This is a genomic window from Candidatus Brocadiia bacterium (assembly GCA_041658285.1).
Taxonomy (GTDB): domain Bacteria; phylum Planctomycetota; class MHYJ01; order JACQXL01; family JACQXL01; genus JBBAAP01.
In genome coordinates this window covers 1-21,615 of the sequence record JBBAAP010000011.1, presented here as the reverse complement: position 1 = coordinate 21,615, position 21,615 = coordinate 1, and the positions used below count along the sequence as shown (strand labels likewise).

Annotated in this window: 21 protein-coding genes; 5 read left to right on the top strand and 16 right to left on the bottom strand. The window is 47.6% G+C overall.

Translation table 11 applies throughout. The annotated features are described in order from the left end of the window. Positions 1-30: 30 nt before the first annotated feature. The 11 genes from WC980_09175 to WC980_09125 all read right to left on the bottom strand — a co-directional run bounded on the left by WC980_09175 (position 31) and on the right by WC980_09125 (position 9,047). On the bottom strand, positions 31-1,287 hold the full coding sequence (locus tag WC980_09175; GenBank protein MFA5795216.1) for an SBBP repeat-containing protein: 1,257 nt from the start codon (positions 1,285-1,287) through the stop codon (positions 31-33). 560 nt (positions 1,288-1,847) lie between these two features. Further along, positions 1,848-2,000 (bottom strand): hypothetical protein, encoded by a 153-nt coding sequence (locus WC980_09170; GenBank protein ID MFA5795215.1) that lies wholly within the window; start codon positions 1,998-2,000, stop codon positions 1,848-1,850. Between the two features lie 191 nt (positions 2,001-2,191). After that, a complete protein-coding gene (locus tag WC980_09165) occupies positions 2,192-2,812 on the bottom strand; it encodes a hypothetical protein (protein MFA5795214.1) in 621 nt (206 codons plus the stop codon). A 136-nt stretch (positions 2,813-2,948) separates the two neighbouring features. Next, positions 2,949-3,989: an ACR3 family arsenite efflux transporter gene (gene arsB / locus WC980_09160; GenBank protein ID MFA5795213.1), complete on the bottom strand. Its 1,041-nt coding sequence runs from the start codon at positions 3,987-3,989 to the stop codon at positions 2,949-2,951. A gap of 22 nt (positions 3,990-4,011) precedes the next feature. Then, positions 4,012-4,707, bottom strand: coding sequence for a cytochrome c biogenesis protein CcdA (locus WC980_09155; protein ID MFA5795212.1), 696 nt, complete (start codon positions 4,705-4,707; stop codon positions 4,012-4,014). After that, positions 4,707-5,159 carry a thioredoxin family protein gene (locus WC980_09150; GenBank protein MFA5795211.1) on the bottom strand — a complete coding sequence of 151 codons (453 nt, stop codon included), beginning with the start codon at positions 5,157-5,159 and terminating at the stop codon, positions 4,707-4,709. The genes WC980_09155 and WC980_09150 overlap by 1 nt, the downstream gene beginning before the upstream one ends. A 21-nt stretch (positions 5,160-5,180) precedes the next feature. Beyond that, on the bottom strand, positions 5,181-5,429 hold the full coding sequence (locus WC980_09145; protein MFA5795210.1) for a thioredoxin family protein: 249 nt from the start codon (positions 5,427-5,429) through the stop codon (positions 5,181-5,183). Positions 5,430-5,440: 11 nt separating this feature from the next. Then, positions 5,441-5,998: a (Fe-S)-binding protein gene (locus WC980_09140; protein ID MFA5795209.1), complete on the bottom strand. Its 558-nt coding sequence runs from the start codon at positions 5,996-5,998 to the stop codon at positions 5,441-5,443. A 249-nt stretch (positions 5,999-6,247) separates the two neighbouring features. After that, positions 6,248-7,414 (bottom strand): permease, encoded by a 1,167-nt coding sequence (locus WC980_09135; GenBank protein ID MFA5795208.1) that lies wholly within the window; start codon positions 7,412-7,414, stop codon positions 6,248-6,250. A gap of 3 nt (positions 7,415-7,417) precedes the next feature. Continuing rightward, complete coding sequence (locus tag WC980_09130; protein MFA5795207.1) at positions 7,418-7,771, bottom strand: metalloregulator ArsR/SmtB family transcription factor; 354 nt, start codon at positions 7,769-7,771, stop codon at positions 7,418-7,420. Positions 7,772-7,865: 94 nt separating this feature from the next. Next, a complete protein-coding gene (locus WC980_09125) occupies positions 7,866-9,047 on the bottom strand; it encodes an NADH:flavin oxidoreductase (protein MFA5795206.1) in 1,182 nt (393 codons plus the stop codon). A 142-nt stretch (positions 9,048-9,189) separates the two neighbouring features. On the opposite strand from WC980_09125, the gene larC reads away from it, so the two are divergent. Further along, entirely contained in the window at positions 9,190-10,371 is a 1,182-nt protein-coding gene (gene larC / locus WC980_09120; GenBank protein MFA5795205.1) for a nickel pincer cofactor biosynthesis protein LarC, read from the top strand. Between the two features lie 188 nt (positions 10,372-10,559). Here the strand turns inward: larC and WC980_09115 are convergent, their stop codons facing one another. Further along, the gene (locus WC980_09115; protein ID MFA5795204.1) at positions 10,560-11,306 is read right to left on the bottom strand and encodes a response regulator; all 747 of its coding nucleotides are present in this window, start codon (positions 11,304-11,306) and stop codon (positions 10,560-10,562) included. A gap of 539 nt (positions 11,307-11,845) precedes the next feature. Here WC980_09115 and gatC point away from each other — a divergent pair. The 4 genes from gatC to WC980_09095 all read left to right on the top strand — a co-directional run bounded on the left by gatC (position 11,846) and on the right by WC980_09095 (position 14,185). Beyond that, a complete protein-coding gene (gene gatC / locus WC980_09110) occupies positions 11,846-12,175 on the top strand; it encodes an Asp-tRNA(Asn)/Glu-tRNA(Gln) amidotransferase subunit GatC (GenBank protein MFA5795203.1) in 330 nt (109 codons plus the stop codon). Between the two features lie 125 nt (positions 12,176-12,300). Continuing rightward, the gene (radC, locus tag WC980_09105) at positions 12,301-13,017 is read left to right on the top strand and encodes a DNA repair protein RadC (GenBank protein MFA5795202.1); all 717 of its coding nucleotides are present in this window, start codon (positions 12,301-12,303) and stop codon (positions 13,015-13,017) included. A gap of 1 nt (position 13,018) precedes the next feature. After that, on the top strand, positions 13,019-13,909 hold the full coding sequence (holA, locus tag WC980_09100) for a DNA polymerase III subunit delta (GenBank protein MFA5795201.1): 891 nt from the start codon (positions 13,019-13,021) through the stop codon (positions 13,907-13,909). Between the two features lie 42 nt (positions 13,910-13,951). After that, a complete protein-coding gene (locus WC980_09095) occupies positions 13,952-14,185 on the top strand; it encodes a hypothetical protein (GenBank protein MFA5795200.1) in 234 nt (77 codons plus the stop codon). On the opposite strand, the gene wecB is transcribed toward WC980_09095, so the two are convergent. The 4 genes from wecB to WC980_09075 form a co-directional block, all read right to left on the bottom strand. After that, complete coding sequence (gene wecB / locus WC980_09090) at positions 14,157-15,251, bottom strand: UDP-N-acetylglucosamine 2-epimerase (non-hydrolyzing) (protein ID MFA5795199.1); 1,095 nt, start codon at positions 15,249-15,251, stop codon at positions 14,157-14,159. The two genes, WC980_09095 and wecB, sit on opposite strands and share 29 nt — an antisense overlap. A 1,776-nt stretch (positions 15,252-17,027) precedes the next feature. Further along, positions 17,028-18,185: a hypothetical protein gene (locus tag WC980_09085; protein MFA5795198.1), complete on the bottom strand. Its 1,158-nt coding sequence runs from the start codon at positions 18,183-18,185 to the stop codon at positions 17,028-17,030. 448 nt (positions 18,186-18,633) lie between these two features. Next, positions 18,634-20,040: a formylglycine-generating enzyme family protein gene (locus WC980_09080; GenBank protein MFA5795197.1), complete on the bottom strand. Its 1,407-nt coding sequence runs from the start codon at positions 20,038-20,040 to the stop codon at positions 18,634-18,636. Positions 20,041-20,203: 163 nt separating this feature from the next. Next, on the bottom strand, positions 20,204-21,493 hold the full coding sequence (locus tag WC980_09075; GenBank protein ID MFA5795196.1) for an RHS repeat-associated core domain-containing protein: 1,290 nt from the start codon (positions 21,491-21,493) through the stop codon (positions 20,204-20,206). Between the last annotated feature and the right edge of the window lie 122 nt (positions 21,494-21,615).

Below are 21,615 nucleotides of genomic sequence, written 5' to 3'. Positions count from 1 at the left end.
TCGTGTTAATTCGTGGTTTAAAATTAATTATTACGGCCCCATCGGCGGAAACCGTTTAGCCCGGATATTAAAATTAGACCAATCCCCCGAGACATAAGTCGGCGCAGTTATGCCGCTCAGATACACGTTACCGGCGCTGTCCAGCGCTATCCCGCCCGGCTCGTCCATCGAATTGGTTGCTGATTTATCCGTGAAATAAGACTGGTAAACCAGGGAAGAATTATACTTCACCACCAGCCAGGCATCCTGCACAACACCGTTATAATAGTTGCCGTTGACATATACATTACCGCTGGCATCAACCGCCAGATTCGTGCCTTCAAGCCCATCCGCATAAATAGCGGTGGCAACCTGATTAAGGCTGGCGTCATACTTAATCAATAAAATGTCCCTGAACGGGTCTCCCGGCCCGGCCGTACCTAATATAGTCCCGGATACATAGACGCTGCCCGAGTTCTTGTCCACCGCAATTCTTGGATATAAACCATAACTGGTGCTATAATAAACATTGGTGCTGTACTCGACCGTATTCTGAAGAACCAGAGAAGAATTATACTTCAACGTTACGATGCTGTAACCGGTGCCGGATATCTTCATACCGGTCACAAAGATATTACCGGAATTATCAACCGCGATGCCGCTTCCCTCATCGTTATAGCCGCTATCATAAATAACCGGACTACCCTGTTGGACCAAATCGGCATCGTATTTGACTATTTTATAATTATAAGCGTTGATCGTCCCGTCCGAACCGATGACATAAACATTGCCGGAATTATCCAGAGCCATAGCCCGGGCGCTGGCATCGCCGGCCAAAGCGGTCGAGGTTATCAGGTTAAGGTTCAGGTCATACTTAGCGGTGACATAAGCGCTCGGGCTTGGACGCTGACCGGTCATATAAACGCCGTTCTGGTTTACGGCAAGCGCCGTGCCGCCCGTACCGTTAAACCTGGCAGCTGCGGTGATATCGCCGCTGCTGTTGAATTTAGAAATAACCGCGTCTCCGTTGCCGGTCGGCGAAGCAAAAGCCGCGCCCAACACGTAAACCACCGGACTGGCGGTTATGGTGCTGTCCACGGCAATGTCAGAACCCCAATCCATATTTCCGCCGTCATATATCACGCCGCCGGTTGTGGTCAGATTACCGGAATATCCAGGAAATAAAGGTCCACTATCACCATCCTCATTATCATCACCGCCGCTACTGCCGCATCCGCCCTGGCTCAGTATTACCACCGCCCCTAAAAGCAGGAATAATCCTGCATATTTCCACCAATTCTGCGACATAGAACAACTCCTTACTCTGCCGCTCTTAGCGCCCGGCAGATTTTGGAATAATAATATTGCCGGTTCGTGAATATCTTAAGCAAATCTTCATTAAAACACAAGGAAAATAACGCCTCTTTTGGTTTTTTAGATACATCTCCAGTATTTGCCAAGTCGTGCGCCTGGATTTACTAAACCGTATAGCTCTATTTGCCAAGCCGTGCACCTGGATTTACTAAACCGTATAGCTCTATTTACCAAGCCGTGCACCTGGATTTACTAAGCCGTATACCTCTATTTACCAAGCCGTGCGCCTGGATTTACTAAGCCGTATACCTCTATTTGCCAAGCCGTGAGCCTTGATTTACCAAGCCGTATACCTATATTTACCAAATGGGGGTATACGATAACCGTACCCCCTACGTCTGAGTAGGGTATCTACCCCCTCCCCATACCCTATCCCTACCCTCCTGATTCCGCGTTTAATTCGTTTTAGCCCCTCAAAGTGACAGTTTTTGTCCGTTTTACGCCCGTAGTAATCACTTTTCAGGCCGCCTCAGTCATACGGCAAACCCGCTAAGTTATTCGAACAAGTCGTTCACACCCTGGAGTGAATCGTTCCCGAGCGTGCTATAAACCATTCCGAGCGTGCTATAAACCATTCCGAGCATGCTGTAAATATTCCCCATCATGCTGTAAATCTTCCCCAGCGTGCTTGAAAACTTTCCCAGCATGCTTGAAAACTTCCTCAGCGTGCTGAAAATCTTCCCCTGCATGCTGCAAATCTTCCCCAGCATGCTGCAAATCTTCCCCAGCATGCTATGAATCGTTGATTACCCCTGCCTGACGGCAAGGCAGGCTGCACTGCGAAACACCTCTGGCGCCAATTAATTCATTTATAGTACATAATGATGTCCCTTACCCCCTATTTAGGTTGCTCTTTGGATTTGTCAGGCTCTTTCAGAAAGGGATGCATTTTGCGGTATTCGTCAACTGGATCTGTGCTGTCATTTTTATTATTAGCTTTAATTATAATTAACAGCAACCGATTTTCTTTACTGATAGGGTCTGTGAATACTTTACTGAAAGCTTGCTCCTCGCCATTTTTCACAGTGCCTTCCCATAAAGATTCTACAAAAAAATTCTCTTTAACATAAGATAGTGTTCCTTTTAAATTTAACGTAATCAAATTTTCAGCTATTGATTTAACATCATATATAAGGGCAAAATTTCTACTTGAATCTTCATGCAAAGCAACGGCAGGAGCTCCACCACTTGAAATAAAATATAATCTACCCGTATTTTTCACCTTAATACTCGCCGGTTGTATTTCGGTTTGATAGAACAAATCATACCAAGTACATTTCACCCTTACCATCCCATTTTTTAAAGGGGAGCCTTCAATGGCCTCATCAAAACACTCTAACGATAACGGTTCTTGTGCTAATGCCCCTATATTTGTTGCCGGTTTTGCCCCAGATGAACTACAACAAATTGAAATGATACATAATAATAAAACCGGATATATAAATATTCGTTTTGACATAAAGTTACCCTCTTATAACATCCAATATCACAGGAACTAATTCCTTAGTTCAGAATATATCGAATCGCACCAAGTAAGTCAAATCATTTACCAATGACACTATAACAGTATTTCAGAATTCTCTGCGTCTCTGTGGCTAATAATATTTTCTCTGAAACCAGAACGCCACGTTGACCAGCCCTATCATCACCGGCACCTCGACCAGCGGGCCTATAACGGCGGCGAAGGCAGCTCCGGAGTTTATCCCGAACACAGCCACGGCTACGGCTATGGCCAGCTCAAAGTTGTTACTGGCCGCCGTGAATGACAGCGTCACGGTCTTGGAATAATCGGCCCCTACCTTCCGGCCCATATAGAACGATACCAGGAACATAACTACAAAGTATATAAGCAGAGGGATGGCAATCCGGACCACGTCCAGCGGTATCTTGACGATATACTCCCCTTTCAGGGAGAACATCACGATAATCGTAAACAGCAAGGCTATCAGGGTAATCGGACTGATGCGCGGGATGAATTTTGTCTGATACCAATCTTTATTAACAAGTTTTATCAAAGTGAATCTGGTAATCATCCCGGCCAGGAACGGTATGCCCAGATATATAAAAACGCTCTTGGCAATCTGCCCAATGGTGATATTCACCTCGATGCCTTTTAGTCCGAACCAGCCCGGCAGTATGGTGATAAAAACCCAGGCGTAGACCGAGAAGAACAGCACCTGAAATATGGAATTGAAAGCCACCAGCGCCGCGGCGTATTCGCTGTCGCCTTTGGCCAGTTCGTTCCAAACTATGACCATGGCGATGCACCGAGCCAGGCCTATCATTATCAGGCCAACCATATACTCCGGCTTGTCCGGCAGGAATATGACAGCCAGCGCGAACATCAGGATAGGACCGATTATCCAGTTCTGGACCAACGACAGCAGAAGCACCTTGACATTTTTGAATACATCGCCCAGTTCCTCGTATTTGACCTTGGCCAGCGGCGGATACATCATCAGGATTAACCCGATGGCAATGGGGATATTGGTCGTGCCTGAATTGAACTGGTCCCAGAACTGGACAATAGAAGGGATAAAATACCCCATAGCCACGCCGATGCCCATAGCCAGGAATATCCAGAGCGTCAGGAAACGGTCTAAAAATGATAACCTTTTAGTCGTGCCATTACTCATAATGTTACTCCTTCCCGTACAATCAAGCAATCCATATCAAATAAAGCCCGCCCAGGATAACGAGTATCCCGCATATCTTTTTAATAATCATCGTCGCCTTGGATGACTCGCTCCAATTTAAATACGATTGCACCATCCCGGAACTGGTCCCGGCAGCCACGATAACAGAACAGTGGCCTAACCCATAGGCCAAAAGCAATCCGGCCGCATATACGAAATTAGTCGGCGCTATCTTAAATGTCATAGCCAGGACCGGCGCCATATAAGCAAAGGTGCAGGGGCCCAGGGCAATGCCGAAGATTAACCCCAATAAAAACGCCGCCATCCAGCCCTTGCACTTACCCTGACCGGAAAAACCGGACCAGGGCATCGGTATGACGCCGACAAGATGCAACCCAACCAGGAAAAATATCACGGCCACCAGGTAATTGCCATACGGCTCGACATCACCGGCTATCCGGCCCAGACCGGCTGTAATCAGTCCGATTATCCCAACCGTAATCAGGATACCTGTAGCGAAAAGAAGCGACAAGCCAAAGGCCTTGCGCCCGGAGCTATCACGCTGGCCGCTGATAAACCCGACGATAAGCGGGATGCTGGCTAAATGGCACGGGCTCAAGAGAATGCTCAAGATACCCCAGATAAAAGCCGCCACGATAGCCATATACGGCGCCGCATCAAAACATTGCGTTAATTTAGCAAATACTTCCTGCATCATTATTTCACACCTAATTCAACTAACTTGCTAATAATTTTATCCTTATCCAAAAACCCTTCGTGTCGCCAAACCTCTTTACCAGACTTGTCAAAGAATATCTGGGTCGGTATCAACTGGATACGGTATTGCTCGGTCAAGTCCCGATAATCATCAATGCTAAAAATAAATATTTCCGCCCGGCCTTTATACGTCGCGGCCAGTTCATCCAGTATCGGCTTCATCATCTTGCAGGGAATACAGGTGCCCCGGCCGAAATCAGCCACCACCGGACGGCCGGTCTTAAGCGCCGACTCCAAAGGATTATTAACGGCCGTTTTTACCTCAATCACAACCGGCTTATCCGAAACCGGCGGCTTGGCTTCAGTATCGCACTTTATGCCGGCGATAGCCGCAATAATCAACACAAACACAATGATTACAGCAGAATGTTTTCGCCTATTATCATAGCTCATACAACCTCTTTTCTTTATATCTTAATGCTTTGATAGTTCTGTGGTAACAATTGAGGTAATCTCGGCTTTGCTGGGAAGTTTGCCGGATGACTTAACCTGGCCGTCTATAACCAGCGCCGGGGTCATCATCACTCCGTATTTCATTATGTCAGTTATCTTTTCCACCTTGACCACCTCTGCCTCAACGCCCAATTCCTTAACTACTTCATTGGTTAACTCGGTCAGTTTCTTGCACTTGGGGCAACCGGTACCCAAAATCTCTATCTTCATAGCTACCTCCTTTATTTTTCACTAAACGGCGCAGGAACGCTGTAACCGCACGATTTGAGCAGCTTGACCAGCAAATTCCGCTTGTCGTCATACCTGCCGGAAAATAGTTCCGGACAGTTCATTATGCCGATTTCTTCAGCCGCCGCCTTCACCCCGAACGCCAGGCAGGACGGCTGTCCGCACTTTTGGCAATTAGTTCCAGGCAAAAGCTTATAGACATCCAGCGGTGTAAGCTTGTTGCGCCGTTCATAGTTCGGCTTAATTGAATCGCGCCGGTTGTAGCAATCATTGACCACATCCTTAAACCAAGCCATCAACTCGGTGGCTTCTTTTAGGTCAACTACCTTGCCAGCCGCCAGCTGCCGCGGCTGGACCCCTATCAGCCGGCCATCACGCTTCATAGTAATGCACGGACCGTCGTGGTTATAAATGGACTCCTCCACCACTGCATTTATGTAAGGCATCATCTCCGAAATATCGCGGTCCAGCTCGGACACAAACCTTATCCGCTCCGGCATTGCGATGCAGGGCATCGTCTGAACCAGTTTTATCTCGTTCAAGTAAGGCATTTTAAATCCTTTTGTTTATCTGTAACCTTAACCCCGACGGAATCCTGCATAAGTGCTGGATTTCGCTGCGGCTCAATAGTCGGGAGAGCCTAGCCTCCAGTACAACTATCATTACCACTGTGATTTACACTGGATAAGGTGCCGGTCCATCGGCTGTTAGAATGTAATGAGTTATCAGCCGAGGATACTCAGCAGTAATTCACTAACGTTCAAACTGCTGGAGTATAACTCGTTATACTCGAACCGTCACTAAATCCACGCCCCGTAAATCATTCCGGTGATTGTGGCCATTATCACCACCAGCCCGACATAAACCAGCGTCTTCTTGGTGCCCATAATGCTCCTTAAGACCAGCATACTGGGCAAAGACAGGGCCGGACCGGCCAACAACAGCGCCAAAGCCGGACCTTTGCCCATACCGGAACCGATTAATCCTTGCAGAATCGGTATCTCGGTCAGGGTGGCAAAATACATCAACGCACCGGCAAATGAAGCAAAGAAATTAGACCAGAGGCTATTGCCACCGACCAAATACTGAATCCACTCGCTCGGGATAAGAGCCTGATGCCCGGGCCGACCCAACAGCAATCCCGAAACAAATACCCCGGCAAAAAGCAGAGGAAATATCTGCTTGGCAAATCCCCAGCTGGAATCCACCCAGAAACCCAGCTCACTCCTGCGGAACCATTTTGTCAGGATAAATGCCAGGATAACTATTAACCCGCCCGAGATGAACCACTTTACATTATAAATACTCTGCCATAATAGAATGGACTCATCCTTCCCCCAATTGGCAAATACCAAAATCCCGCACATCACGGCAAAGTAGATGGTATTCTTTAATAATGAACGGCTTCCTTTGGCTTCTTCAGGAATCACTATATCCTGACTGTTTTGCTTGTTCAGTTCTTCCTTGCGGAATATGAAATGCATCAATAACCCGATAATGACCGAGAAAGCAATTGCACCAACCGCCCGGGTAACTCCCAATTCCAGGCCTAAGACCCGCGCGGTCAGGATAATCGCCAAAACATTTATGGCCGGACCGGAATAAAGGAAAGCCGTAGCCGGACCGATACCGGCCCCGCGCTGGTAAATACTTGCAAAGATTGGCAAAACTGTGCAAGAGCAAACGGCCAGGATTGTGCCGGAAACGGAAGCCACCGAATAAGCCAGAAACTTGTTGGCCCTGGCCCCGAAGTATTTCATCACCGCGGCTTGGCTGACAAAATTACTAATCGCGCCGGCGATGAAGAAGGCCGGCACCAGGCACAGAATCACGTGCAGGCGGGCGTAGTCCTGGAGCATATAAAACGCCTCCATCAGCGCGTTCTGCATCCGGACCTGCCCAAAGGGCACGAAATAAAACAGCAGGAATATCGCCAGTATCAGCAATAGTTTAGTGCGCTCACTCATAATTTACCTGCACTTCTTGCATAGCACCACACGACTCTTAAGTTCCTTCAGGCGTTTATGCTCTTTCTGTAACTCTGCCACGTGGCTCATAGAACCTTCCAGGAAATGGCTGATTTTATTCAGGTATCGGCCAAGCACCTTTTTATCCACCGCGTAAACAATCCACTTGCCATCGCGCCTCGACTTGAGCAGGTTGTGGTATTTCAGGATAGCCAGGTGCTGAGAGATACAGGGCTGGTTCAAGCGGAGAATATCCATCATCTCGCATACGCACAACGGCCGGATCGACAGAAGCTTGATAATTTTAAGGCGGGTCTGGTCCGAAATCAGTTTGCCGAAAGCAGTAATATTATCCATTTATCACTCCTTCATATAATATCATATTCGCATATACGCATAGCTATATATTAATATAAATAATTGTCAAGAAATAATAGGAATATTATTTACCTTAAGCGATTGGAAGTATTTTCGGCAAGGCCCGGCATTTGACCGGCTCGCCCTTCTTGCCCAGGCACAGGTTGCAGGAAATGCAGGTCGATGTTGATTTCGCCTTCTTAAGTTCCAGCGCGAACTGCGGGTTGATGATGAACGGACGGCTCATCGAGACCAGGTTGATGCCCTTGCCGGAAACGACTTTTTCCATCACCGCGCAGGAACGCATTCCGCCCACCAGGGCCAGCGGGAAGCCAGGCAACTCTTTCCGGAACCGCTCGGCCTGGGCCAGGAAATACGCCTCGGGCGCCTTGTCCGGAACTCCTTTGCGAATAACCGTATCAAATGTGACTCCCCCACTTATCTCCAGAGCATCCAGTCCGGCCGCTTTCAGTAACTTGGCCGTGGCAATGCTTTCCTCCACGGTCATACCGCCCTCGATGGATCGGCTGTTAGAATGTAATGAGTTACAGCCGACCATACTCGGCAGTAAGTCGCTTTGCTCCAACTGCCGAAGTACGAAATCTTCACAATTCATTTTGGCCCAGATGGCGAAACCAGACCCGGTGCGATGCCTGATAAGTTTTACCACCTCCACCAAAAACCTGGCCCTGTTTTCAACCGAACCGCCCCATTCATCTGTGCGCCGGTTGAACAGCGGCGACAGAAACTGGGAACACAGGTATCCGTGCGCTGAGTGCAGCTGAATACCGTCGAAGCCGGCCTCCTGGGCCCGGACCGCAGCGTTGGCAAATGCATTTATCAAATACGTGATATCAGCCGGACCGGCTTCCTGAGGCGGGTATTGCCCGCGCTGTTCTTCGTTGGGGTCGAGACAGACGGCCAGAGGCCGCTGTTCGATAATGGCTCCGGGCGCGTACCGGCCGCAGTGACTTATCTGGGCCAGTATCCTGGACTCGTATTTATGCACCGCACCGGTCAAAAGTTTCAACGGGCCGATGGCCGCATCGCTTTCCAACGAGGTCATCTGCCAGCCGGCCCGGCCGCGGATATCAACCGAAGTATGACCGGTGATAATGGTTCCGATTTCACCGCCGGCCAACATCTTGTAGAGCTTTACGAGCTGTTCGGTGGCGATGCCGTCCTTATCCACCATCCGCTCGGCCGTGGCCGAACGGACTATCCGGTTCTTGACCTCGATATTGCTTATACGGACAGGCTCGAATAATACAGACATAAGCGATATGCTATAGTTCGCCGACCCATTGTCAATATTATTTTGACAGAGCAGCCAAAATTATGTAAGCAGATTAAACAGATAGAAAAATTATTCATTAGAAGACCTCGGCTTAATCAGCTGAATCCGTGTACTTAATGCTATGAAAATCGCATATTTCGACTGTTTCTCCGGCGCCAGCGGCGATATGATTATCGGCGCGCTTCTGGACGCCGGGATGCCTTTTCCCGCACTCCAGAAATCCCTGAAAAAACTGCATCTAAAACCGACCATAAAAATCCGCCGCTCCAAGACAGAACGCTGCGGGCTGATGGGCACCGGGTTCAGCCTGGCCGCGGCCGACAAGCACCTTTCATACAACCAAATGACCTCTATCATCAAGCGAAGCGCTCTCAGCTCCCGTATCAAGTCCGACAGCCTGAAAATAATGGCCCGGCTGATGGCCGCCGAAAAGCGCGTCCATCACGGCTCGCACAAAGGAATCATAGAATTCGCCGAACTGGGCAGTATCGACACCATCGTCGACATCACCGGCGCGGTTTCGGGAATGGAATCATTGGGCATTGATAAGATTTACCTGTCGCCCTTGCCCCTTTCCGGCGGCACCATCAAAAACCATCACGGCATCTATCCAGTGCCCGGCCCGGCCGCCATGGAACTCCTCAAAGGATTTGAGGTATTCCGCAGCCCGTTGCAGTCCGAACTGGTCACGCCCACCGGCGCGGCCATACTGACCACCCTGGGACGCCCAGCCGAACGAATGCCTAATATGAAGATAGAACGGGCCGGCTACGGCGCCGGCACGACGGAAATACCCAACCAGCCCAATATGCTCCGGGTGCTCATCGGTGAAGCCGCGCCTAAAACCGATTCGGACACGGCCTGGGTGCTGGAAACCAATATAGACAACGCCACCGGCCAGGTCATCGGCTACCTGATGGAGCGATTACTGGCGGCCGGCGCGCTGGACGCGGTGGCTATCCCAGTCCAGATGAAAAAGTCACGGCCCGGCACGCTGGTCCAGGTGCTCTGCGACCCGGACAACGTCAACCGGATGGAACGGATAATATTCGCCGAAACACCCACCCTGGGCATCAGGCGTTACCAGGTCCAACGCACCAAGCTTTACCGCGAAGCTGGAAGCATCAAAACCCCTTACGGCCCCATTCGATGCAAGGTCGGCTCATTGGACGGCAAGCCCGCAGGCAGTCCAGCACTTATGCGGGGCAAACCCACATTACTGGTGCCTGAATACGAAGACTGCCGCAAAGCCGCACAAAAACACAAAGTGCCCTTACGGGCAATTTTATCCATCTTCCAATAATGGCCGGCATCATAACTTATCAGCTTGCGATGGGTATCACTGAAACTTGACAAGTTAAAATAAATCTCTAGACTATCAGTGGCTTATTACCCGGTGGTGTAATTGGTAACACAAGAGATTTTGGTTCTCTTATTTCTGGTTCGAGTCCAGACCGGGTAACTTATCTTCACATCAGACATGCTGAAATATCAGACCACCTTGGAAAGGACGTCTAACATAGCCTGGGGCGTGTACGGTTTTGACAAGTAATTAGTCAACCCCAGTTGGGGCATTTTCAGTGCGGCCTGGGCTAATTGCTCTTCCTGCTTGGTGCTTATTGTCATTACTACTTTCATTGTTTTATCTATATCACGTATTTTCTTCAGGATAATAAACCCATTCTCATTGTTGAGAATACTGTTCAAGACTATGACGGACGGACTGGTTGAACCCATCTTAGCCAAAATATCAGCCATATTGACCACTTGAATGATTATAAAGTTCTTGGAAGCCAGGAAGTTTTTAACCTCGGTAACGAGGGAGGTGTTTTCTTCGGCCATCAAGACAGTATGCACCCGCAGTTGCAGCGAGGGAATTATCTTTTTCAGCATGGCAATGACATTTGCGGTCCCTCCGCCTTTATGCAGGAACTGAACGATACCGGCCTCTTCGGCCTCTTTCTTCAACGCTGACAGCTCTTCGGATGACGGCAAAAAAGCGGTCAATAAAACGCCCTTGGCTTTCGGATGTGATTGTTTTATTCGTTTGAAGGTTTCCAGCCCGGTAAAATCAGGCATTTCATAATCAAGTATTACGAAATCCGGCTGTTCTGGCCCGTACATGGCTATCCCTTCGGTACCGTTGACGGCTTCAACCACCTTGTGCCCATCCTTGGTTAAAGCCTCTTTAACGAAAGTGCGGATGACCAGGCTGTCATCTACCAACAGTATTTTCATACAACCTATTTTACGTTCCCAGGAACGGCTTGTTCGTTTCCGGACAATATCACGGTTCTTTTGATGATATTAGTCTTTATAATATTTTCGTCAATAAATAACGAGGAATATCCACAATATTTTGGAAATAATTCCCGAAGGACTCATGTCTATTCTATGTATCCTTTCAACCATACATTCATACATTAGCAGAGCAAAACTGGCCGTTCTTTCTTGGTGCCGGTAGAAATATAAAACGTACTGGCACTTAGATCCAGTTAAGCCCTTCGGAAATACTCAAGACAAGCACGGCTTAACGGAATTGGCAGATACGCTTACGGAAACGGGCGGATACGCTCTTTGGGATGAGGGTATACGGTGAGGTGTATATACCCCCACTGGTGTCCGGGCTAAAAGTGCGTTTAAACTTGTAGTGAGGAACGAATCTATTAGTTTTTATCCTAAGAACTGCCAATTTCCCCCGTCCCTAATATCTGTCGCAGGTACAAGAGGTAATAGAATTTATTGACTTTATACTCGGTCTATAATATCTTACCCGCATGGATATAGACAATAACTTAATCGAGCACCTGGCTTATCTGTCCAGATTAAAACTCAAGGATGACGAAAAGGAATCCCTGAAAAACCATCTCAAGAAGATACTCGACCATGTTGATGAACTCAAGGAACTCAACGTGACCAAAGCAGGACCATTAATACAGGCCGACTCTGCCGGGAACATCCTGCGTGACGACGTGATAAAGCCCTGCTTGCCGACGGATAAGGCCCTGCAGAACGCGCCGGACAAGAAGTTGAATTTCTTCCGCGTCCCGCGCGTGATTGAAGACGCCCCTGCCCGCCGACTGGACGGCAGGAACGAACACGAATAACAGTGTAAAAGATGATCAGAGAATCAGGGAATTTATATCCAAATCCCCTGATACCCCTTCCTGATATTCTTGCGTTGGTATGGATTATTATCAGTTTAATCAGCTGAATCCGCATACTGAAAAATATGGCTACTTATAAAAAACCTGCCACTAAATCTTTCACCATGCACGACACGCCGCCTTCTGAACGGCCCAGGGAACGGCTCCGGGCGCTGGGCGCGGACAAGCTCTCGGCCCCAGAACTCCTGGCCATCATCCTGCGCAGCGGCAAAAAGGGCGAGCCGGTTACCATGCTGGCCCAGCGGCTCCTGGGAGAATTCAAGAACATCCAGGGGCTGGCCGACGCACCGGTGGAAGAACTGTCAAGGGTATCCGGCATCGGGCCGGCCAAAGCCGCCGAAATCAAGGCGGCTATGGAACTGGGCCGGCGCCTTATCAGCTTTGAAGCCCCCAATAAAACCGACATCATCGCCAACCCGGCCCGGATTATTGATTTCCTCTATCCGGAACTGTATGACAAGAAACAGGAATATTTTTACATCGTCACCATTGACAGCCGCAACCAAATCATCAATAAAGAAAACATCTCCAAAGGAAGCCTGAACGCCAGCATCGTCGAGCCGCGCGAGGTTTTTAGCCTGGCCATAAAATCCAATGCCGCGGCCGTGATTTTCGCACATAACCATCCCTCAGGCGACCCGACCCCGTCAGCCGAGGACATCAATATCACCCGCAAGCTGGTGGCCGGCGGAAAACTCCTCAATATAGAAGTGCTTGACCACATAATAATCACCCGCAACCGGAATAAATGCCTGAGCTTCAAGGAAGAAAAACTTATCTGATATGCTATTCAAAGATTTCGTGTCCCGCCTGGCCTCGGCCAAAAGCCTGATGCCGCTTTACCTGCTGTCCGGCGAAGAGGATTTCCTTAAGGAACAGGGATTGAAATTAATCCGGGAATGCCTGGGCTCGGATATGAAACGGTTCTCATCGCGTGATTTCAAGGAAGCCGCGTTCTGGGATGAAATCTATATGGTGCCGTTCGACGGCAAAAAGCGCATCATCGCGCTTGACATCAAAAATATCCAGCTGTTCGGTTCCCTGTCGGAAAACCTGGACAAATTCCTGTCCGAGAAAAAGACATTCGCGGTGCTGGCCATACTGGCGCCGGCGCTGACCGGCAAAGGCGCTGAAGGCAAGATAACCAAGCTGGCCGAAAAGCACGGCTGGCTGGTCGAATGCTCCCCTATCCCGGAATACGACCTGCCCCGCTGGATAGCGGCCGAGTTCAAACGCCTGGGCAAAAACATCTCGCGCGAGAACGCCAAGCTGATAATAGACGGCACCGGGAATAACCTGTCCAAAATAAGCGCCCTGGTCGAAAAACTGTCGCTGGCCTCAGGCAACAAGCCGGAAATCCCCCTGGAAATTATTCAGAATTTAGTTGATAAAGATGCTGATTATGATATCAAGCAGCTAGCCTTGGCAATCGTAAACCGGAATGCCGGCAAGGCCGTCGAGATACTGGATAAAATGCTCAGCGAAGGAGAAGCCTGGCCCAGGATTCTCGGATACCTGCGCTCGTTCTTCAGCCGCGAACCCGGTTACAATACGCTCCGGGAAAGATATGCCAAACTGCTGGAAACCGACCTGGCCATAAAAACAGGCCGGATGTCCGAAGAACTGGCGCTGAAAACAATGGTCATAAAACTGGCCATGACGAAAACGAAATAACTGATTGTCCCGGGAACAACCGGCTCTGAGAGGAGGCTTGCTATGGCTATTTTCTGTATGAACTGCGGCGTCAATCTGGTGGATGATTACATCATCAGGAACGGCCAGGAAATCCCCAATCCTTTCGTGGTCTGCAATCACTGCGGCGAATGGGCCGGCATAGCTGTCCCTAAATCAGTCAAGATCGAGCAGACCAAAGACTCCGAAGAATATGACCGATTGGTTGAACAAGACAAGGAATGCCGTATCAGCTCCGGGAAAGTCTCCGAGAAATAACACCCATCATCCGCTCTGACGCCCGGCCGTCCCAGAGAGGTATGCTTGCCCCGGACGAAACCTTCACCCCTTTGCGCAATATGCCCTGAGCCAGCTTGATAATCAACCCCGGCTTATTGCCGGCCAGGCTGTTGCCTTTTCCAATGGTCTCGACCCATTCGGTTGTCTGGCGCAAGGTCAAGCACGGCACCCGGAATGCCACGGCCTCTTCCTGCACCCCGCCCGAATCGGTCAGCACCAACCGCGCATTCTTTATAGCGTTAAGCGAATCGATATAACCCAGCGGCTCGGACGTTATGATATTGCCGGCGCGCTTAATGTCCTTCAATAAATTAAATTTATCCAGTTGTTTCCTGGTCCGGGGATGGACCGGGAAAAATACCGGTACGTCGCGGCTGATGGCTATCAACGCCTTTATGATACCGCTCAGAACGGATTTATCATCCACATTGGCCGGCCGGTGAAGAGTAACCATAGCGTAGCCCTTTGGCGCCAGTTTGTGCCTGCCCGTAAAATCAGTCGGCCGGTAATAGAACTTGAGCGCATCTATCATTATGTTGCCGACCACGAAGATATTCGCCGGGCTGGCGTCCTCATTTATCAGGTTACGACGGGCCGTATCCGAAGGCGCGAACAGGTAATCGGACACCGAATCGGTTACCACCCGGTTGACCTCTTCGGGCATGCGCTTGTCAAAACTCCGAACACCGGCCTCGATATGGGCAATTGGTATATGGAGCTTGGCCGCCACCAGCGCACCGGCCAGGGTCGAGTTAACATCGCCCACCACCACTACCAAAGACGGCTTTATCCGCTCGATTGCCTTATCCAGAGCCATCATTATCCGGCCGGTCTGCCCGGCGTGGCTGCCCGACCCTATGCCTAAATGGATATCCGGCTTGGGCAGGCACAAATCATTGAAGAACACCTGCGACATATTGTAGTCGTAATGCTGGCCGGTATGGACCAGGACCATATCCAGGCTGCGATACTTTTTGGCGGCGTGCAGGAACGGGGCAATCTTGATGAAATTAGGCCTGGCCCCGACGACATTGAGGATACGCATATATTCTCCTGTAAAATACTTTTATCGGCGTGATTGCCTAAGACCTTAAGAAAAGCTCTGCCTACCCCCGCTGGAATAAATTGTATTCCCGGCAATACGGCAGTAGCCATCACATATTTTTTTTACAGTGGTAGGGGTTATTGATACCTCTAGTACCGGTTTACGATATCCCTGGGACCCGTTTACGATACACCCTATAGAGATTATCGACACTTCTAATGTCGGTTATCGGCACCTCTAGTACCCGTTATCGACATTCCTAATACCGGTTATCAATATCCCTAATCCTGGTTTACGATACGCCCAGTCCCGGTTATCGATACCCCTAATACTAATTATCAACATCCCTAATACCGGTTTACGACATATCCTATAGGGGTTATCGATACTGCTTATAGGTATTATCCATATGTCCCATAGTAGTCATCCACACCCCATATAGGGGTTATTGATACCGCCTATGGGGATTATTAGTACGCCCTATAGTAGTAATTCACACACCTAATAGAGGTTATCTATACCGCATATAGGGATAACTGACACCACCTATGGGAGTTATCCATACTCCCTATAGGGGTTATCGATATAGGGGGTAGAGGTTAAGTGGGGAGGGGGTAGGTATCCCCCCCCCTACCGAATATGCATTATAATAGTTATTTAAGCAAAATGTTATGTTTTTTATTCAAAGTGAGTAACAGATACCGTACCCCTCCCCCCTACCCCTTACACCCACTCTTCTAGTCCCTGAAAATGGCAGGAATAGCACCCGAAGATGGCAGAAGTAGTCCCCGTAAGTAACAGAGCCACAGGCCCTGTAGAACATGGTGCGTAGGGGCACAAAAAGCGTCCTGAACCCTGATTTATAGCTCAGCTGTTAGAACCTGTCTACAGCACCTACCCCTGCCTGAAGCAAGCGAGGGCAAACGCAGTAAATTTTTAGGGACTGGGTCTTATCCCGCTTTAGCGGGGTTAGTGCCAGTAGGAACAAAGTGACGTACTGGCACGTTATCCCGCTTTAGCGGGGCCGGGAAAGTAGAGGTGCAATTCCAAACAAGTCTAGGTGTATTACCAAACAGGTAGAGGTGTATTACCGAACGGATAGAGGTGTATTACCGAACGGATAGAGGTGTATTACCCAACGGGTAGAGGTATAATACCGAACGGGTAGAGGTGTATTACCCAACAAGTAGAGGTGTAATACCGGACGGATAGAGGTATAATACCCAACGGATAGAGGTGTATTACCGAACGGATAGAGGTGTATTACCGAACGGATAGAGGTGTATTACCCAACGGGTAGAGGTATAATACCGAACGGATAGAGGTATAATACCCAACGGATAGAGGTGTATTACCGAACGGATAGAGGTGTATTACCCAACGGGTAGAGGTATAATACCCAACGGATAGAGGTATAATACCCAACGGATAGAGGTGTATTACCGAACGGGTAGAGGTGTAATACGGGGGTAGTAGTAGTGAGGGGGGGTATCCCCCCCTAGTCTGGGGGGGTATCCCCCCATGCCTGAAAGTGCGTTATATTCGTTTTAGGGACAGAAACTGACAGCGAAGCATCCTATAAGAACAATTTTTACCGTCTCTGATGTGTGTAGCACCCTACACCGGTGCACAGGATGCTGATGACGGGCTTCTCGCCGAACGCCTGCCAGCGATGCGCGCTATTGAATGACTTATAAGCCATATGATTAACCTGCTTTCTGGCTATTTCCCCCTAACATTATCCCTAAAGGGATGCTTCGCTAAGGCCATTAGACTCTACTTCTTGTCCGGCTGGCCGGATTTGTCGTCCTTGCCACCGTCCTTATCGTCTCCGTGTTCTTTGTCTTTTTGCTCTTTATCCTTATCTTTGTCTTTGTCTTCGTTTTCTGTGCCAAGAATAATTTCGTCTGTTTTAAACCCGCCTATTTTCGCAACCCACCACGTTACAGAATCTCGTATCTCCTCGTCATCGCTATAAAGAAAAGAGTATTTGCCATTTACTATCTTTTCGTATACAGTGGGGTCGTTTTTTGCGGCCTTGACCACGGCAAACTTGGCCCTATAAGTTTTTATTTCCCGTTTAATATATTCTTCTTCCGTGTCCCCATAGGCACGTTTTAACACTTCAATTATATCAGGCAATGCTCGTTCTTCACCGCTCAGAATAAGTTGTTCCTCTGCCCAGCCCTGAGCCTCACCGCCACTATTTTTTACCACATCCAATAATAATTGATATTTTTTCTCAGGGTCTGTTTCCCGAAGATATCTCAAGCGGTGGTACGTTTCATTAGCGGCATCTATAAAAGATGCGACTTTATCGTACCAACCTCTAATATCAAGATGTTTCAAACCAATATTCTCTAACTTACGCTTCGCGTCATTCCGTTTATCAATATCAGTTTCCTTTTCCAAAACAAGCTGGATTAACTTTTCCGTAGAGATTCCCAATTTATAAATTTCGCCGTTAACATACAGGTCGCGATGAACTTCATGATACTTTTCATTCCGCTCATCACCAACAATACCTTGAACCTTCATCTTTTCCTGAATAATCTCTCCTATGATGTCGTGCTCCATATCAGATACTTTATTCCTCCACACCCCGGTATCAGAGATATCTTTTGCTATGTCCTGAACCTCTAAGACTCCAATTTTCCCAAGTTTTCTTATTGCGTGCGCTCTTAGTAAAATATCTTCTTTGTTATCTTTAACCATCTGAATAAGTTTACTAATCGCAAGTTCCTTTTCTTGGGGTGTTTTTGCCGACTCCCACATCTGGTTAACAACTCCTTCTTCTTTGGTATAAAGAGGAGCACTCATATCTTGCCGGCAATATGCCACAGGCTTATTGTTCATTTGCGAATAAAACCCATATAGCGCCCCGCCTATTAAACAAGCCCCCAGAACAACAATTATTTTGGTTCTATTTTTCATATAACAACCTCCTTAATCATTATCATTTGCATATTTGTAAGCATCTTTTTCTCTAGCATTCTTTGCCCCTCTATTCATCGTGGGACAGACACCTGATTTTCTTTCTCAATATTCAAGCGGTTTCCAAGGCGCTCTTTTCGCAAACCGAGGCTTTCCCTGCAGAAATTATTAAATATAATATGCTTTTAGCCGGATTAGTCAATTTATTTGGGCGATGGTAAGCCTGGATTCTAATCCTCGTTCGAGGATGCTCACCTATCCTCGTTCGAGGATGCTCACCTATCCTCGTTCGAGGATGCTCACCTAAAACAGTGCCCTACAAATCAAGTATTTAGCGCATTATCCTACGAATACTCAGGACAAGCAAAATCAGGTGTCCCTAAGGGAGGCCGGTAGGCTCTGTGTCACCGGACCTGAACAGATAAAAGGATATGATGTGTTCCCATTACTAGTAAGTAGATAAAAAATTCAATGTGTCTGTATCAAATCTATCTTTGCCTAATATCTCGATAGTTAGTTGGAAACATGGATCAGTGAAAAGAAGAACCTTAAATTCTTTAAATAACTGCTTAACTTCATTAAGTGATATATCAATATAAGAAGTATGAATAACCCCGTCTTTACTCAAAAGTATTAAAAGACATTTTTTATCGTTAAATCTTATCCTATTTTTTTCATTAGTACCAGGCAATAAGGGGTAGTACCCGTCTTTATCATGCCCCAAACTTATACTCGGGCTACTCCTACCAACGCTCGGCTGTTTATCAATTATTACAAATTTAACATTACTATTGTCATCTGTTCCTGCCAGTGAATTCGAAGTCCCGAAAAAATTCTTAAAAGGATACGGCTCTTGCTCGTCCTCTATTTTCTTCCGCGGTTCTTCTTTTGGCTGGTAATCCATAGATACCACTTTGCCATTGATATTAATCACCGGGGATAAAACGCAGCGAAAACCGGAACTATGACTGCCATACCATGGAGCAAAACTGCCACGAAAAACGACCTTTCCAAAAGACTTACCAAAAAAATCCAAAGCAAAAACCCATGTTCCTCCGCGTTGGACGCGAGATTCGCCAGTAGTAAGCCCCTGAGGGTTTTTGTATGGGCTATTTTTATAATAATCCTCATCATACCAGTCCCAACACCACTCGGCAACGTTTGACGCCATATCATAACAACCGTAGGGGCTAATATCTTTTGTGCTACCCACCGGTATGGTAGCCGTAAGTTTCGCGCCCTCAATGGTTATATATTTCTCATCCCATGTATTACCCCAGGGATATAAGCGCCCATCCGTACCCCGGGCGGCCTTTTCCCATTCAGCTTCGGTCGGTAACCTTTTCCCGGCCCAATTGGCATAGGCATAAGCGTCATACCAATCAACAAACCAAACTGGGCAATTATCCTTACCTTGAGGAAAGCTTCCCCCCCCCCAATCATATCTTCTATCATCATGAGAACCGTCATCAGGAACATGGCCTCTTTTAAGAACAAGATTGATGTATATCGCCGGCAGGTTATTATACTCATTTGGATAACACCACTTATGTCCCTCCTGCTTGATGGCATCAACAAATCTCTTATATTGCGCGTTAGTTGTTTCGTATTTATCTATATAATAAGCATATAGGTATATCTTATGGGCCGGACTATTATCATCCCTTATTTTATCATGCTCATCCGTACCCATGGTAAATTCGCCGGGAGGCACTAAAACCATTTCTGAATCAGTTTTTACATATTTTATCATCATCGGTAATTTAGTGGTTGGGTCAACCTTATCCCCAACGGCAACACACCCATCTGGTAACGAATAAATTACGTTTTCAATCTTATTTATCTCTTTAGTCAATGGCCCCTCTGAGTTCGGTTTGAATGGTGTATCCGAGTTCGGCTTGCATGAAGTCAGGCTAAACAACCCTATTAGTAACATCATAGCTATTAACCATCTTATATTCGTTCCTATCACTATATCACGCTCTCTTACGTTGCAGTATTTTATACCTGCTATTACATCATCTCATGTTACAAGGAATACTTCCTATTTCATACAAATACTGCTCAGACCAAGAACTTGTTTGGATAAACGGTTTGGCTATCTTTTCTATTTCAAGAGCTTCAGCATACTTCTCGGGAATTAAAACTCCTGCAATACTAGTATTCAGGGCAGAATGCCCTGCGAATGTATATAAATCAACAACGTTCCATATAATAGAAATAAGCATTACGCTATCCGAGAGCTTTTGATATACTCCGCTCCCAGTTAAATCAAAATCCGCTAGTGCATAATATAAGTCAGAACCATATAAGCCACACACTGACTCCGTGATTTCGGACAACTTTCCTATTTGTTGGTTAGGATTAATTGATGCTTCTAATTTAGGACGCATTATTAAATTTATTTTGTCTTGGACCTGAGAGTCCTTTTTAAAATAATCCGAGGAAACCGTTAAAGGATCTCCTTGCTTTATACCTTCAATCCCACCCAACCAATGTAACAAGTTACGAGCCGCTAAAGGTTTGCCTCCTAATAATCCTCCCGCAAGGGCTATTCTAATATACATTTGTTTTGTAGCATTTAAACGAGATTCTCTTTCCGGTGCTTTTTCAACCTTATCTAATAAAGATTGAACATATCTTTCTGCTATTCCCTTAAGTCCAGATGGATCTATAGCATTCGTTGGACTATTGCCAACGTAGGTGTAAAGATTCCCCAAGTCGTCATTACCAGCCGGATCCCTCTGCAGGAACCGCCCCATCTGGGCTGAGTAATATCGCGCTCTATAGAAATACAATCCTGATTCCGCATCCCATTCCCGGCCGGTATACATAAAGCGATTTGAGATTGGGGATGTGGTATGCACGACCTCTAAAGCGTCCTTTATCGTTACTTTGCCATAAGCCGTGTAACTGTATTTCTCAACAATTATACCGGTGTTATCCGTAACCGCATAGATGCTCCCCAAGCTGTTCTCGTGGAAGTAATATGTTGCGCTGACCGCCCCATCAGTGTAATCCTTCCTCTGCAGGATTTCGTCTATGCCGTTGCCATAGACATATTGCCTAAGCAGGACATCCGACCCATCCCGCTCCTCTATGCACCGGGCGCCGTCGTAATAGAACTTTGTAATAACCGTGACATTGGCCACCGCTCCTGCGGTGCCGGTGCCCTGGGTGATACCCTGGCCCGCGTCCTGGCTGCCGGTGCCGATGTTATCCGCGGCGTTGTCGCTGCCGGCATCATTGGCCGTCTGGTTAGTAATGGCTTTTTGAATACCTGTCTTTGCTGTAGTTTTAACTTTCATCGTGGGACAGACACCTGATTTTCTTTCTCAATATTCAAGCGGTTTCCAAGGCGCTCTTTTCGCAAACCGAGGCTTTCCCTGCAGAAATTATTAAATATAATATGCTTTTAGCCGGATTAGTC